The sequence below is a fragment of the Enterobacter cloacae complex sp. IR5422 genome (genome assembly GCF_049238165.1).
In the GTDB taxonomy this organism is placed as follows: Bacteria; Pseudomonadota; Gammaproteobacteria; order Enterobacterales; family Enterobacteriaceae; genus Enterobacter; species Enterobacter roggenkampii.
The window spans coordinates 13,972-27,973 of the sequence record NZ_JBMKHT010000049.1; the positions used below are offsets into that span (position 1 = coordinate 13,972).

Here is a 14,002-nt window from a genome sequence, read left to right on the forward strand (position 1 = left end):
TGCGTTAATACGTATTATTACTTTTACGAGAGAAGGCCTACGCCTTGCCTGAAATGAAGGAACATATCATGTCCACCGTATTTAAAATCGCGACGGCAGCCGTGGGATGCGCTGTCTCTCTGAATGCCTTTGCGCTGTGTTCTGCAAACGACGTAGCGGTCAACTTCGATCACAATATTGTCGTTCAGCGGGATGCGCCGGTTGGAACGGTATTAGCAACGATAATTACCAGTAACCCCATAAAATGTGACCCTGAGGGTCAGCAAATCGGATACGATGGCTCGTGGTTTATTCAGCTCTCCGGGGCGAATACGGATTACGGCGCCTCGCCGCTGGCAAACGTGCGGGCGACAGAGGTTCCTGGCATTGGCATCAGGTGGAAGAACTTTTCCAGCACCACGCAAAGTAGCGAATTTGTCACCAGAATGGACCTCAATAACCCGAACTGGAGGCGAGGGATCCTCCAGGATGGTGTATCAACGTTCACGGATACTTTTGAGCTGATCAAAACCAGCACTACCCCGGAGACGGGCTCAATACCCGCTCTGGCGATAAATATGGAATACAGTACTCCGAGAAGTAATAACATTATGCGCCTGCCGCTTTTTAAATATATATTTTCGCCGATGAATATAAGCACTGCATCCTGTCAGATTGAAGATAAAAATTTGAATATTAATATGGGAATTGCGCTATTACCGAAGTTTAACGGCGTCGGCAGCACCCAGAATCAGGTGACATTTTCCATACCGCTTATCTGTAGTGCACAGACCGCAGTGAATGTGACGTTGGATAATGTCAGCCCGCTTGCCGATCCTGTTAACGGAGTTTTGGGGTTAAACAGCAGTTCGACGGCTACAGGTTTGGGCATTCAGCTAAAATATAACGATTCGCCCGTGCAGTTCGGCAAGCTTATTAAATACGGCACGACGACCTCGGCAGGAGAAATCGTCAATATTCCCTTTAAGGCCGCGTATTATATGACCTCTGCGAATGCTCGATCAGGCTCGGTGAGCGCCACGGCGTCGTTTACTATGACCTATCGTTAACGCATTATTTGAAATACCCTCGCATCCGGCCTGTTCTGCGCGGTTTCCACCGAATGCCTGAAAGATAACAGCCGAATCAAGCAGAATGGGTTATGGGGATCATTTTTTCAGGCATGTTTGGTGTCGGGTTGAGCCTCTGCATTCCCGTCGGCAGGAGAGCCTTACAGCAGGGTGATCGCCTGTTCGCCGTGCTGTCGCCAGTGAAGGGTGAAGGCGGTGGCTTTGGCGTATCCTGCGCGTTGAAGGGTTAATGCCAGGATAAGCGTTTTATCGTCGAGCTGTGTGACGCGAGTGCTGTCAAACCCCATCCAGGACTGTACCTTCGGAAAGAGGGCTTTGAACAGGCTCTCTTTGGCGCTAAACGCCAGCGTCAGGGCGAGGGGGAACGGAAAACCTGAGCAGGAAAGGACGAGCTCTTCCTGGGCATCAATTACGCCGTCTTTTATTTCCTGAGCTTCATTCTCGGAGAGGATCGTTTCGCAATCGATGCCGATAATCGCCGGATGGTCGCATGCCACAACCGCCATCGCCTGCGTGCCGCTGTGGGTGATGCTCCCTGAAACGCCTTCCGGCCAGAGCGGTTCACCGCTGGGGCCGATGCCGGGCACGGTGTGGTCAGGTAAGGCATGCGCGGCGGCGATGCGGCCTGCCAGATGCTCGGCTTTGCGTTTGCGCCCGGCGTTTGCAAGCTCAGCGTGGTGGGGGAGCCAGAGGAGATCGGCGTCGGTGAAGGTGGTTGGGTCGAAGGTGACGTGGTGTACGGTATGGCCGGCGAGAATGAACGTGCGGTGGGTGGTGTGCATGGTTTCCCCTCTATCAATAAATAGTGCGGCCTGATGCCCTCACCCAGCCCTCTCCCACAGGGAGAGGGCGGCGTTGTTGCCTTTATCAGAATCGCGTATTCACGCTCATATACCACGTGCGGCCTGGCTCATTATAGGTATAAGCCCCCGCGCCGTACATATACGCGCCGGTGGTGGCGTTCCCGGTCGTCTGGGCATTACCCGCACGCCACTGGCGCTTGTCGAAGACGTTATCCACGCCGCCGGTCAGGCTGACGTTTTTGGTCATGTCCCAGGTCGCGCTCAGGCCAACGATGCTGTACGGGCTGACCTCGTCTTTTTCAGACCCGGTCACAGGCTGACCTTTGTAGTTGTACTTCTTCGGCTGCTGCTTGCCGTACCAGGTAAAGGTCGACTGGAGCGACACGTCCTGATGAACCTGCCAGCTCAGTGTCGAGTTCAGCGTGTACTCCGGAATGATCGACAGACGGTCGCCGGTCTCCTTGTTCTTGCTCTGCAGCATGTAGGTGATGTTGTTGGTCCAGTTAATGGTGTCGCTGACCGGCACGTTCAGGGAGCCTTCCAGCCCTTCAACCACCGCTTTCGGTACGTTTTCCCACTGGTAGATATCCGTCTGCACTTTACCAGATGAGGTGTGGCCGATTGGCGCGTAGCCCGCTTCGATCTTGTTGCGGTAGTCGTTGCGGAACCAGGTCACGCCCGCCAGCCAGCCGTCGCGCTTCCACTCCAGACCAATCTCTTTGTTGATGCTGGTTTCGGCCTTAAGATCGTCGTTACCCATCATGTAGCAGCCTACGCCGTCGGAGCTGGCGTAGCAGCCCTGACCTTTGCTGTAGAGCAGGTAGTTCGGGTTGGTCTGATACAGGCTTGGCGCTTTATAGGCGCGGGCGATACCCATCTTCAGCGTGAAGTCATCCCCCAGACCCTGCGACAGGTTCAGGGACGGGCTCCAGTTGTTGCCGACGATGGTGTGGTGGTCGAAGCGCAGGGCAGGGGTCAGCATGGTGCTGTCGGTCAGCTCCATGTTGTTTTCGGCGAACAGGGAGAAAATCTCTGCCGACGTGTACGGGCTCCGATCGTTACTCATGCCCGGAATGGTGCCGCCCTGCAGGGTTTGCGTGAAGGAGGTGGAATCTTTCATGCGCTGCTGGTTCCACTCGGTACCCAGCGTCAGGTTCTGATTAACGAGGAAATCAATCGGCAGGTTGATTTCGCTGTGCAGCATCACGTCGGCCAGATCGGTGTCGGTGAATTTATTGCTGTTGAACAAGCCTTCCGTACCGCCCGCCAGCCCTTCACCCAGACGGGAGTTGCGGGTGTGCTCGTACTGCGCCCAGTTGCTGGTGGTAATGCCGTTATCCCAGCCGCCGTTCCAGGTCACCGCGAAGTTCTGGCGATAGATACGGTTGGTTTCTTTGCCGTAGTTCTTTTTCACCAGGCCGCTGGAGCTGTTGTCGTTGTTAGTGTTCTGGGTATCACCGGCGTAGAGGTTGTTCTGGCGGCTGTAGCCCGCCTCAAATTCCAGAGACTGCATCGGCGCAAAGTCCCAGCGCACCACGCCGTTGATGTCTTTATTTTCTACACCCTCGCGGCCAGCAGGCAGCGTGTCGGCGTAGGCACCGGTACGGTCAGACTGGTGACCCTGGTTGATGTCCCACGCGTCGGCCTGGGTTTTGTCCAGGTTACCGAACATGCGGAAGCTGAAGTCGCCGCCCAGCGGGCCGCTCAGGCTGAAGTTGGTGCGTTTGGTGGAACCTTCATCCTTGTGCTCAGGCGCATTCAGGTAGGTGTTCCAGGAGCCGTGCCACTGGTCGTCGAATTTTTTGGTGATGATGTTCACCACGCCGCCTGCCGCGCCGTTGCCATAGCGCGCGGCGGCCGGACCGCGGATCACTTCGATGCGCTCGATCATCTCCGGCGGCACCCAGCCGGTATCGCCGCGGGTGTCACGCTCGCCGCGCCAGCCCAGACGGATGGAGTTACGGCTGGTCACCGGCTTGCCGTCGATCAGGATCAGGGTGTTTTCTGGCCCCATGCCGCGGATATCAATCTGACGGTTATTCCCGCGCTGGCCGCTGGTGGAGTTACCGGTCAGGTTAACGCCCGGCATGGTGCGGATGATTTCCGCCACGTCGCGCGCGGGCGGGTTTTTGCGGATCTCATCGGCGGTGATGGTCGATACCCCCGGCGCCTGCAGATTCTGCTCGGCGGCGGTGATCACCATCGTATCTTCGTGCTGCGCAGAGGCGGTGTTGTCGTCTGCCAGAGCAGGCAGCGCGACGCCATAAATCCCTAAATTGACCAGCAAGGCCAGAGAGTGAATCTTCTTATTCATTGTACGTCCTGCTTTTGTGGTTGTTTTATGAGCGCTTCCCACAGCGCGGGCACTACGCTATTGCAAATGCAAATAGTTATCAATAATATTATCAATAAAATTTGCTCTGAAACAAAAAAGACTGTTAAACATGGGGTTATAAGGGTGACGGCGTTAACAACGGGAAGTGAAGCGTGGTGGCAGTCGAAAAACGGGCCTGAATGGACGCCGGAAAAGGGAAACTATCGCGTCACGTTCTGGTGGCGTGACCCGACAGGAACGCAAAGAACGTCACCGATCAAACGCGTCTGGCTCTACGTCACCGGCGTGACCGATCACCACCAAAATGCCCGCCCGCAGTCCCTCGAACGTATTCCCGATACCGACGTCTGGCAGTGGCAGGGCGAGTTCAGCCCCGAGTGGCGCGGAAGCTATTGTTTTATCCCTTCCGTGAATGAAAACGATTTTGCCAGCGTTGTGTTTGAAGGCGAGCAGCCGGAACGCATGGCGCTGCGTGAAGGCTGGCGCAAGCTGCTGCCGCACGCGGTTTCAGACCCGCTGAACCCGCAGAGCTGGCGCGGCGGGCGTGGGCACGCCGTCTCGGCGCTGGAGATGCCGCAAGCACCGGTTCAGCCGGGCTGGAATCATCCCGATACGCCGTATCAGCCGCCAGTCTGCATTGAGTGGGAAAGCGCGCGCCTGAAAAATCGCCGCCGCATCTGGATTTTCACCACCGGGGATCATAGCCCGGAACGCCCGCTGGCGGTGCTGCTCGACGGGCAGTTCTGGGCCGAAAGCATGCCGGTCTGGCCTGCGCTGGCGTCGCTCACCCGTGAAGGCAAATTACCGCCTGCGGTCTATGTCTTAATCGATGTTATCGATATGGCGCATCGCAACCGCGAGCTGCCGTGCAATCCCGATTTCTGGCTGGCGGTGCAGGAAGAACTTCTCCCCCTTGTCCAAAAACATGCGCTGTTCAGCGACCGCGCCGACCGTACGGTGGTGGCTGGCCAGAGCTTTGGCGGTCTCGCGTCGCTTTATGCTGGCCTCAACTGGCCGCAGCGTTTTGGCTGCGTGCTTAGCCAGTCCGGCTCCTACTGGTGGCCGCACCGCGGCGGCCAGCAGGACGGGCTGTTAATCGAACAACTTAAAACCGGCGAAATATCCCCTCGCGGGTTACGCATCCTTCTTGAGGCCGGGCGCAACGAGCCGCTCATCTTCCGCGCGAATCAGGCGATTTATGCCGAACTGCACACACACCAACCGGTTATCTGGCGTCAGGTTGACGGCGGACACGATGCGCTTTGCTGGCGCGGTGGGCTGACGCAGGGGCTTATCACCCTCTGGCAGCCGCTTATTCACTAACGGAGTCTGTATGGAATTCAGCAATCCTTTCGATAATCCGCAGGGACAGTTCGCCATTTTGCAAAACGACCAGGGGCAGTACAGCCTGTGGCCTCAGCAGTGCGAACTGCCGGCAGGGTGGGGCGTGGTGTGCGAAGCACAGTCTCAGGAGGCGTGCCAGCAGTGGCTGGCGGAACGCTGGCAGACGCTTGAGCCGTCTTATTTCGCGGGGGAGAACGCATGAACCGTCTTCCTCTCGTCGCCGCCCAGCCGGGGATCTGGATGGCGGAACAGCTGTCCACGCTGCCAAACGCCTGGAGCGTGGCGCACTACACCGAGCTGAAAGGCAATATCGATGCGCCGCTGCTGGCAAAAGCCGTTGCCGCGGGCATGATGCAGGCCGATACCCTGCGCATGCGCTTTGCGGAAGACAACGGTGAGGTGTGGCAGTGGGTGGATGACACCTTCATTCTGCCGGAACCGTCCATCGTTCGCGTTGATTCCCACGCCGCCGCCGTGGCGCTGATGAACGCCGATCTTAACCAGAACCTGCGCGTCGACAGCGGGCAGCCGCTGGCCTTTCATCAACTGATTCAGGTCGGTGAAAACCACTGGTACTGGTATCAGCGCTATCACCATCTGGTGGTGGATGGCTTCAGCTTCCCGGCCATAACCCGCCAGATCGCCGCGATTTATGCCGCGTGGAAAAAGGGCGAACCCACGCCGGAATCCCCGTTTACGCCATTTGCAGAGGTGGTGGACGAGTATCAGCGCTATCGCGACAGCGAGGCGTACCGGCGCGACGGCGCCTTCTGGGCCGAGCAGCGCAAACAGCTGCCTTCTCCGGTCTCGCTCTCCTCCGCGCCGCTGCCGGGCCGCGCCGCCACGACCGACATTCTGCGTCTGAAAATTACCGCCGACGGCCGCGCTTTCAGCAAGCTTGCACAGGCGGCAGGGCAGGTACAGCGCACCGACCTGGCGCTTGCGCTGGTGGCGCTGTGGCTGGGGCGCCTCACCGGACGGCTGGACTACGCCGCCGGGTTTATCTTTATGCGCCGGATGGGATCCGCGGCGCTCACCGCGACCGGGCCGGTGCTTAACGTCCTGCCGCTGGCGGTCAATATCGATCCCCAGGAGAGCCTGCCCTCGCTGGCGCTGCGCCTGGCGAACCAGCTGAAAAAAATGCGCCGCCACCAGCGCTACGACGCCGAGCAGATCGTGCGCGACAGCGGGAAAGCGGCGGGTGATGAAGCGCTGTTTGGCCCGGTGCTGAACGTTAAAGTGTTCGACTACCAGCTGGATATCGACGGCGTGGAGGCCATCACCCACACGCTGGCGACCGGCCCGGTGAACGATCTGGAGCTGGCGCTGTTCCCGGACGAGCAGGGCGGGCTGAGCATGGAGATCCTCGCCAATAAGCAGCGCTACGATGAGGCGACGCTGACGCGTCACGTGGCGCGCCTGAACGCGATGCTGGTGCAGTTTGCGGCCAACCCGGACCTGCGCTGCGGCGAGGTGGAAACCGTTTCAGAGCAGGAATACGCAAAGCTCGCGCGCATCAACGATACCGGGCTGGCGCTGCCGTCCACCACGCTGGCGGATCTGGTCGCGGAGCAGGCGAGCAAAACGCCGGACGCCCCCGCGCTGGCGGATGCGCACGTTGAACTCAGCTATCGTCAGATGCGCGAGCAGGTCGTCGCGCTGGCAAACCTGCTGCGCGCGCGCGGCGTGAAGCCGGGCGACAGCGTGGCGGTGGCCCTGCCGCGCTCGGTATTCCTGACGTTAGCGCTGCACGGCATTGTGGAGGCGGGCGCCGCGTGGCTGCCGCTCGACACCGGCTACCCGGACGATCGCCTGCGGATGATGCTCGAGGACGCGAAGCCGTCCCTGCTCATTACCACCGACGAACAGCTTCCGCGCTTTAGCGATCTGCCTATTACGACGTGTAGTTACAACACACTGTTACCGGCCACCGATGCTGAACCGCTGCGTCTGGCAAAGCCGGAGCAGACGGCGTACATCATCTTTACCTCCGGCTCGACCGGGCGTCCAAAAGGGGTCATGGTCGGCCATACTGCCATCGTTAACCGCCTGAAGTGGATGCAGGACCATTATCCGCTGGGCGCGAACGATGTGGTGGCGCAGAAAACGCCGTGCAGCTTTGACGTGTCGGTGTGGGAGTTCTGGTGGCCGTTTATCGCCGGGGCGAAGCTGGTGATGGCGGAGCCGGACGCGCACCGCGATCCGCAGGCGATGCAGAGCTTCTTCGCGCACTACGGCGTGACCACTACCCACTTCGTGCCGTCGATGCTGGCGGCGTTTGTTGCCTCGCTGACGCCGGAAAACGTCGACTGCTGCAAAACGCTTAAACAGGTGTTCTGCAGCGGCGAAGCGCTGCCGACCGCGCTGTGCCGCGAGTGGGAACAGCTGACGCACGTGCCGCTGCATAACCTCTATGGCCCGACGGAAGCGGCGGTGGACGTCAGCTGGTATCCGGCGTTTGGGCCCGAGCTGGCGGCGGTGGAAGGTAACAGCGTGCCGATCGGTTTCCCGGTGTGGAACACGGGGCTGCGCATTCTGGATGCGATGATGCGCCCGGTACCGTTCGGCGTGGCGGGGGATCTCTACCTCACCGGCATTCAGCTGGCGCAGGGGTATCTGGGACGCCCCGATCTCACCGCCAGCCGCTTTATCGCCGACCCGTTCGCGCCGGGCGAGCGGATGTACCGCACCGGGGACGTTGCCCGCTGGCTGGATAACGGCGCGGTGGAATATCTGGGCCGCAGCGATGACCAGCTCAAAATCCGCGGCCAGCGCATCGAGCTGGGTGAAATCGACCGGGCGATGCTGTCGCTGCCGGACGTGGCCCAGGCCGTGGCGCACGCCTGCGTGTTCAACCAGGCGGCGGCGACGGGCGGCGATGCGCGCCAACTGGTGGGGTACGTGGTTTCTGAATCCGGCTTACCGCTGGACCGCGACGCGCTGCTGGAATCGCTCAAAACCCAGCTGCCGCCGCATATGGTGCCGGTGGTGCTGCTGCAAATCAGCGCGCTGCCGCTGAGCGCCAACGGCAAGCTTGACCGCAAGGCGCTGCCGCTGCCGGAGCTGACGAGTAAATCCTCCGGCCGTGCGCCGGAGACTGAAACCGAAGTCGCCGTGGCGCAGGCGTTTGCCGCGCTGCTGGGCTGTGAGATCAGCGACATTGAGGCGGATTTCTTTGCCCTCGGCGGCCATTCGCTGCTGGCGATGCGCCTCGCGGCGCAGCTCAGCCGTGCGTTTAGCCGTAAGGTCACGCCGGGGCAAATTATGGTCGCCTCCACGGTGAGTAAGCTTAGCGCGCTGCTGGACTCGCAAATGAGTGACGAGCAGGCGCAGCGTCTGGGGTTTGAAACGCTTCTGCCGCTGCGTGAGGGCGACGGCCCGACGCTGTTCTGCTTCCATCCGGCGTCCGGCTTTGCCTGGCAGTTTAGCGTCCTGGCGCGCTACCTCAGCCCGCGCTGGTCCATCGTCGGCATTCAGTCGCCGCGTCCGGACGGCCCGATGCAGCAGTGCGCGGATCTCGATGGGGTCATCGACCATCACCTGAACACGTTGCGTAAGCAGCAGCCGCAGGGGCCGTATTACCTGTTCGGCTATTCCCTCGGCGGCACGCTGGCGCAGGGCATTGCGGCCCGCCTGCGCGAGCAGGGGGAAGCGGTGGCGTTCCTCGGCCTTCTGGATACCTGGCCGCCGGAAACCCAGAACTGGGCGGAGAAAGAGGCCAACGGCCTCGACCCGGCGGTGCTGGCGGAGATCGAGCGCGAGCGTCAGGCGTTTATCGCCGCCCAGCAGGGGCAGGGCTCCAGCGAGCTGTTTAACGCTATCGAAGGCAACTACGCCGACGCGGTGCGGCTGCTCACCACCGCGCACAGTTCACGCTTTGATGGTAAAGCGACGCTGTTCGTTGCCGAACGCACGCGCACGATGGAGCCGCAGGCCGCCTGGGCACCGTGGGTGGGCGAGCTGGAGGTGTACAGCCAGGACTGCGCCCACGTGGATATCATTTCACCGCAGGCGTTTGAGAAAATTGGGCCAGTGTTGAGGGAGATTTTGGGGTAACGTCAAAAGCGCCGGGTGGCGGCTACGCCTTACCCGGCCTACGGGAGCCGAGTGTAGGCCGGGTAAGGCGTAGCCGCCACCCGGCAATTACCGCCGACCTAACGGCACCACCAGCGGCGTTCCCGCCACCGGATCGTCAATAATCATGCAGCGCATACCGTAGATCCGCGCGATCAGCTCCGGCGTGACAATCTCCTTCGGCGCGCCCTGGGCCACAATCTCCCCGTCGCGCAAGGCAATCAGGTGCGTGGCGTAACGGCACGCCTGGTTTAAATCGTGCAGCACCGCCGCCAGGGTGTACCCCTGCGTGCGGTTCAGCTCGCTCAGCAGCTCCAGCAGATCAATCTGGTGGCTGATGTCCAGCCAGGTTGTCGGCTCGTCCAGCAGCATGATCGACGTTTCCTGCGCCAGCACCATCGCAATCCACGCCCGCTGACGCTGGCCGCCGGAAAGGGTGTCCACGCTCTGCTGGGCGAGCTCGGTGATGCCCGTCGCCTGCATCGCGCGGTTCACCGCCTCGTCGTCCTCTTTACGCCAGCGGGCAAACAGCGGCTGGTGCGGGTAGCGCCCGCGCGAGACCAGCTCCTGCACCGTGATGTCCCCCGGCGTGGTGGCGTTTTGCGCCAGCAGCCCGATGCGCCTGGCCACCTCTTTGCTGGCGAAACGCTGGATCTGCTCCCCGTCCAGTAAGACACTCCCCTCCACCGGCGTCATCAGGCGGCTCAGCGTGCGCAGCAGGGTCGATTTGCCGCAGCCGTTCGGGCCGATAATCGCCGTGAAGTGGCCGTCCGGAATGGCAACGGATAAATCGCGGGCAACGATTTTTTTGCCGTAGCCAAGGGTGAGATGTTCGCCGCGCAAGCGGGTGGTTGTGTCTGTCATTTCTTGCGTGACTCCTGAACGAGCAAGACGATAAGGTAAATCCCGCCGAGGCTGACGGTCACCACGCCCACCGGAAGCTGGTAAGGCATAAACAGCCGCTGGGCGCAGAGATCGGCGGCCAGCAGTAACAGCGCGCCGCACAGCGCCGCCTGAGTTAATCCCCAGCGCGCCGTCCCGCTTAGACGTCGTGCGATATGCGGCGCGACAAGGGCGATAAACGAGATCGGCCCGGCGATGGCGGTGGAGGCGGCGGTCAGCAATACCGCCACCAGCATCAGCATCAGGCGCGAGCGTTCGACGCTCACGCCCAGCGCGCAGGCGCTGTCGTCGCCCATCTCCAGCAGCCGCATGCGTCGCACCAGCAGCAGCGCGCCGATAAACATCAGCACAATCAGCGGCGCGGCGGGCCAGGTTTTGCCCCACGTCAGGCCGTTGAGAGAACCTGCGTACCACAGCCCGGCGGAAAGCGCCGTTTCCAGCGAGGCCTGCAGCAGCAGCCAGGTGTTAAAGGCCATCAGCATCGCGCGGATGCCGATACCGATAATGATCAGCCGGAAGGTGTCGATACCGTTGCGCCAGGCCAGCAGCCAGATAACCAGCGACGTCAGAATGCCGCCCGCCATCGCCGTGAAGGTAATGGCCGTCAGGTGCTGGCCGAACAGCACCATCGCCACCAGCACGCCGCTCCAGGCCCCGGTATTGAGGCCCATCACGTCCGGGCTGCCGAGCGGGTTGCGCATCAGCGACTGGAATATCGCACCGCTGACGCCGAGCGCCGCGCCGACCAGGATTGCCATCGCCACGCGCGGCAGTCGCCATTCAGTGACCACCATGGTGATGTTACGCGGCGCGTTGCCGGTGAGAGCGTGAAATACCTGCGCGAAATCAAGCGTTACGGCACCGCTTTGCAGGCTCCAGACCGCCAGCAGCAGACTGGCGACGACCAGCAGGGAGACGCTGGTGACTAAACGACGGGACGGGGCCCTCATGCGCCACCTCCGCGTTTACGGCGCACCAGGAAAATCAGCACCGGCGCGCCGATAAAGGCGCTGACCACTGAGACGCGCAGTTCGCCCGGCACCAGCAGGCGGCCCAGCACGTCGGCAAACAGCAGCAGGGCAGGGGTCGCCAGCAGCGTTACCGGGAGGGACCAGCGGTGATCCGCCCCCACCAGCCAGCGCGCCATGTGCGGCATCATCAGGCCGATAAAGGCGATTGGCCCGACCACGGCGGTCGCGCTGCCGCACAGGACGGTGATGGCCAGCAGGCCAATCAGCTGCGTGCGCGCGACGCGGTTGCCGAGCGCGGTGGCGGTGTCGCTGCCGAGGCTCAGGCTGTTCAGCGCCCGGCTTAACGACAGCGCTACGGCGGCGGCAATCATCACCGGGATCGCCACCACTTTCAGCGTTTCAAGGGTGCGGATATCCAGCGAACCGGCCTGCCAGAAGCGCAGCTGGTCGTAAACGTCCGGGTTGAGCAGGGCGATGCCGTTGGACAAGCCTTCCAGCACCGCGGCAAGCGCCACGCCCGCCAGCGTCAGGCGTACCGGGCTCAGCTGTCCGCCGCCCTGGCTGCCGGTAAACGCGACCACCAGCGAGGCGGCCAGCGCGCCGCAGAAGGCCATTACCAACTGCTCAGACGGAGAGGTGAAGCCGAACAGCGCCGCGCCCAGCACGATGGCAAAGCTGGCGCCGGCGTTCACGCCGAGAATGCCGGGGTCCGCCAGCGGGTTGCGGGTGAGGGTTTGCATCAGGGCACCGGCAAGGCCGAGCGCGCCGCCGGCCAGCAGTCCAGCAAGGGTGCGGGGCAGGCGGGCGTCGAGCACGATGGTGCAGTCGGCGCTCTGACAGGTTCCGGAGAGCGCATCAACAATAACGGACGCGGGCAACGATTTAGCGCCGACCAGCAGGCTGAGTGCAATCGCAAGGATTAGCAGTAGCAATAATACGGGCACGGCAACGGCGCGCACCGCAGAAGAGGAAAACGACATAGCAACATCCATGATTTGATAATGATAGTGATTATCGTTATCTATCTTATTTGGCTATGTTAGCATGTGCGCCCATGGAATGGGTAGAATTACACTCAAGGCTTTGTCATGAATCAAAAATCCTGGCTGCTCAACCTCAGCCTGCTTAAAACGCACCCGGCGTATCGCGCCGTGTTTATTGCCCGCTTTATCTCCATTTTATCCCTCGGCCTGCTCGGCGTGGCCGTGCCGGTACAAATCCAGACGATGACCCACTCCAGCTGGCTGGTGGGGTTATCGGTGACGTTAACCGGCGGGGCGATGTTCATCGGCCTGATGGTCGGCGGCGTGCTGGCGGACCGCTACGAGCGCAAGAAGCTGATCCTGCTGGCGCGCGGCACCTGCGGCGTGGGCTTTATCGGGCTGTGTCTGAACGCCATGCTCCCTGAGCCGTCGCTGATGGCCATATATGCCCTGGGGCTGTGGGACGGTTTCTTTGCCTCCTTAGGCGTGACGGCGCTGCTGGCGGCGACGCCCGCGCTGGTCGGGCGAGAAAATCTGATGCAGGCGGGGGCGATCACCATGCTCACCGTGCGCCTCGGCTCGGTGATTTCGCCGATGGTCGGCGGCCTGCTGCTGGCAACCGGCAACGTGGCGTGGAACTACGGCCTGGCCGCGGCGGGGACCTTTATCACCACGCTGACGCTGCTGCGCCTGCCGCTGTTGCCACCTCCGCCGCAGCCGCGCGAGCACCCGCTGAAGTCCCTGATGGCCGCGATTCGTTTCCTGTTCAGCAACCCGCTGATTGGCGGGATTGCGCTGCTCGGCGGCCTGCTGACGATGGCGAGCGCCGTGCGCGTGCTCTACCCGGCGCTGGCGGGAGAGTGGCAGATGAGCGCCTCAGAAATAGGCATTCTCTACGCCGCCATTCCGCTCGGCGCGGCGTGCGGGGCGCTGACCAGCGGCAACCTGGCGCAGAGCGCGCGGCCGGGGTTGATTATGCTGCTTGCCACGCTGGCCTCGTTTATCGCCATTGGCTTCTTCAGCCTGATGCCGGTCTGGGCGCTGGGGGTGATGTGTCTGGTGATCTTTGGCTGGCTGAGCGCCATCAGCTCGCTGCTGCAGTACACCCTGATCCAGACCCAGACGCCGGAAGGAATGCTCGGGCGCATTAACGGCCTGTGGACCGCGCAAAACGTCACGGGCGATGCCATTGGCGCGGCGATCCTCGGCGGGCTGGGGGCAATAATGACCCCGGCGGCGTCCGCGTGCAGCAGCGGGTTTGTGTTAGCAATGGTTGGTGTGATCTTATTGGTGGCGCTGGTGGAATTGCGCCGGTTCAGGCAGGAGAGTGTGGTGACCTTGTAGGTCGGGTAAGGCGGAGCCGCCACCCGACAAAACGCCCGGTGGCGCTGCTGTATGACCGGATACATAGGTGACAGATCAGACCGGGAACATAGGTAACACTTTTAGTCTATCCGCACCACACTCTGGGTTTTTCGGTCGTAGTACGCAAGCGTTATTCCGTTGAAGATGATGGCCT

The 14,002-nt window shown here is 61.6% G+C and carries 10 protein-coding genes and 1 pseudogene; 6 read left to right on the top strand and 5 right to left on the bottom strand.

Features of this window, described 5'->3' with window-relative positions; genetic code table 11:
• Positions 1-68: 68 nt before the first annotated feature.
• On the top strand, positions 69-1,049 hold the full coding sequence (locus tag ACOTXT_RS18930; RefSeq protein WP_025912689.1) for a fimbrial protein: 981 nt from the start codon (positions 69-71) through the stop codon (positions 1,047-1,049).
• Positions 1,050-1,073: 24 nt separating this feature from the next.
• A pseudogene (locus ACOTXT_RS18935) lies at positions 1,074-1,198 on the top strand (metal ABC transporter permease); the annotation flags it as partial.
• A 12-nt stretch (positions 1,199-1,210) separates the two neighbouring features.
• On the opposite strand, the gene entD reads toward ACOTXT_RS18935, so the two are convergent.
• Together entD and ACOTXT_RS18945 are read right to left on the bottom strand one after the other, a co-directional pair.
• Entirely contained in the window at positions 1,211-1,852 is a 642-nt protein-coding gene (gene entD / locus ACOTXT_RS18940; protein ID WP_032667564.1) for an enterobactin synthase subunit EntD, read from the bottom strand.
• A gap of 85 nt (positions 1,853-1,937) precedes the next feature.
• The gene (locus ACOTXT_RS18945; protein ID WP_008500981.1) at positions 1,938-4,187 is read right to left on the bottom strand and encodes a TonB-dependent siderophore receptor; all 2,250 of its coding nucleotides are present in this window, start codon (positions 4,185-4,187) and stop codon (positions 1,938-1,940) included.
• Positions 4,188-4,331: 144 nt separating this feature from the next.
• On the opposite strand from ACOTXT_RS18945, the gene fes reads away from it, so the two are divergent.
• Genes fes through entF form a run of 3 tightly spaced genes read left to right on the top strand, consistent with a single transcriptional unit; the run spans position 4,332 to position 9,608 of the window.
• The gene (gene fes / locus ACOTXT_RS18950; protein ID WP_126325677.1) at positions 4,332-5,531 is read left to right on the top strand and encodes an enterochelin esterase; all 1,200 of its coding nucleotides are present in this window, start codon (positions 4,332-4,334) and stop codon (positions 5,529-5,531) included.
• A gap of 10 nt (positions 5,532-5,541) precedes the next feature.
• A complete protein-coding gene (locus ACOTXT_RS18955; protein ID WP_021242619.1) occupies positions 5,542-5,754 on the top strand; it encodes an MbtH family protein in 213 nt (70 codons plus the stop codon).
• Complete coding sequence (gene entF / locus ACOTXT_RS18960) at positions 5,751-9,608, top strand: enterobactin non-ribosomal peptide synthetase EntF (RefSeq protein WP_333165835.1); 3,858 nt, start codon at positions 5,751-5,753, stop codon at positions 9,606-9,608. The genes ACOTXT_RS18955 and entF overlap by 4 nt, the downstream gene beginning before the upstream one ends.
• An 87-nt stretch (positions 9,609-9,695) precedes the next feature.
• Here entF and fepC read toward each other — a convergent pair whose 3' ends face one another.
• Genes fepC through fepD form a run of 3 tightly spaced genes read right to left on the bottom strand, consistent with a single transcriptional unit; the run spans position 9,696 to position 12,480 of the window.
• Complete coding sequence (gene fepC / locus ACOTXT_RS18965) at positions 9,696-10,490, bottom strand: iron-enterobactin ABC transporter ATP-binding protein (RefSeq protein ID WP_333165838.1); 795 nt, start codon at positions 10,488-10,490, stop codon at positions 9,696-9,698.
• Positions 10,487-11,479, bottom strand: a complete 993-nt coding sequence (fepG, locus tag ACOTXT_RS18970) for an iron-enterobactin ABC transporter permease (protein WP_044597018.1) — start codon at positions 11,477-11,479, stop codon at positions 10,487-10,489. Before fepG ends, fepC begins: the two co-directional genes overlap by 4 nt.
• Positions 11,476-12,480, bottom strand: coding sequence for a Fe(3+)-siderophore ABC transporter permease (gene fepD, locus ACOTXT_RS18975; RefSeq protein WP_333165841.1), 1,005 nt, complete (start codon positions 12,478-12,480; stop codon positions 11,476-11,478). Before fepD ends, fepG begins: the two co-directional genes overlap by 4 nt.
• A 108-nt stretch (positions 12,481-12,588) precedes the next feature.
• Here fepD and entS point away from each other — a divergent pair, with 108 nt between their 5' ends.
• Positions 12,589-13,827 (top strand): enterobactin transporter EntS, encoded by a 1,239-nt coding sequence (gene entS / locus ACOTXT_RS18980; protein ID WP_039024452.1) that lies wholly within the window; start codon positions 12,589-12,591, stop codon positions 13,825-13,827.
• Positions 13,828-14,002: the final 175 nt, after the last annotated feature.

Bases quoted from the DNA above. Each gene is read 5' to 3' on its own strand.
- entD (WP_032667564.1), bottom strand. From the start codon at position 1,852: ATGCACACCACCCACCGCACGTTCATTCTCGCCGGCCATACCGTACAC.
- ACOTXT_RS18930 (WP_025912689.1), top strand. From the start codon at position 69: ATGTCCACCGTATTTAAAATCGCGACGGCAGCCGTGGGATGCGCTGTC.
- entS (WP_039024452.1), top strand. From the start codon at position 12,589: ATGAATCAAAAATCCTGGCTGCTCAACCTCAGCCTGCTTAAAACGCAC.
- fepD (WP_333165841.1), bottom strand. From the start codon at position 12,480: ATGTCGTTTTCCTCTTCTGCGGTGCGCGCCGTTGCCGTGCCCGTATTA.
- fepC (WP_333165838.1), bottom strand. From the start codon at position 10,490: ATGACAGACACAACCACCCGCTTGCGCGGCGAACATCTCACCCTTGGC.
- entF (WP_333165835.1), top strand. From the start codon at position 5,751: ATGAACCGTCTTCCTCTCGTCGCCGCCCAGCCGGGGATCTGGATGGCG.
- ACOTXT_RS18945 (WP_008500981.1), bottom strand. From the start codon at position 4,187: ATGAATAAGAAGATTCACTCTCTGGCCTTGCTGGTCAATTTAGGGATT.
- fepG (WP_044597018.1), bottom strand. From the start codon at position 11,479: ATGAGGGCCCCGTCCCGTCGTTTAGTCACCAGCGTCTCCCTGCTGGTC.
- ACOTXT_RS18955 (WP_021242619.1), top strand. From the start codon at position 5,542: ATGGAATTCAGCAATCCTTTCGATAATCCGCAGGGACAGTTCGCCATT.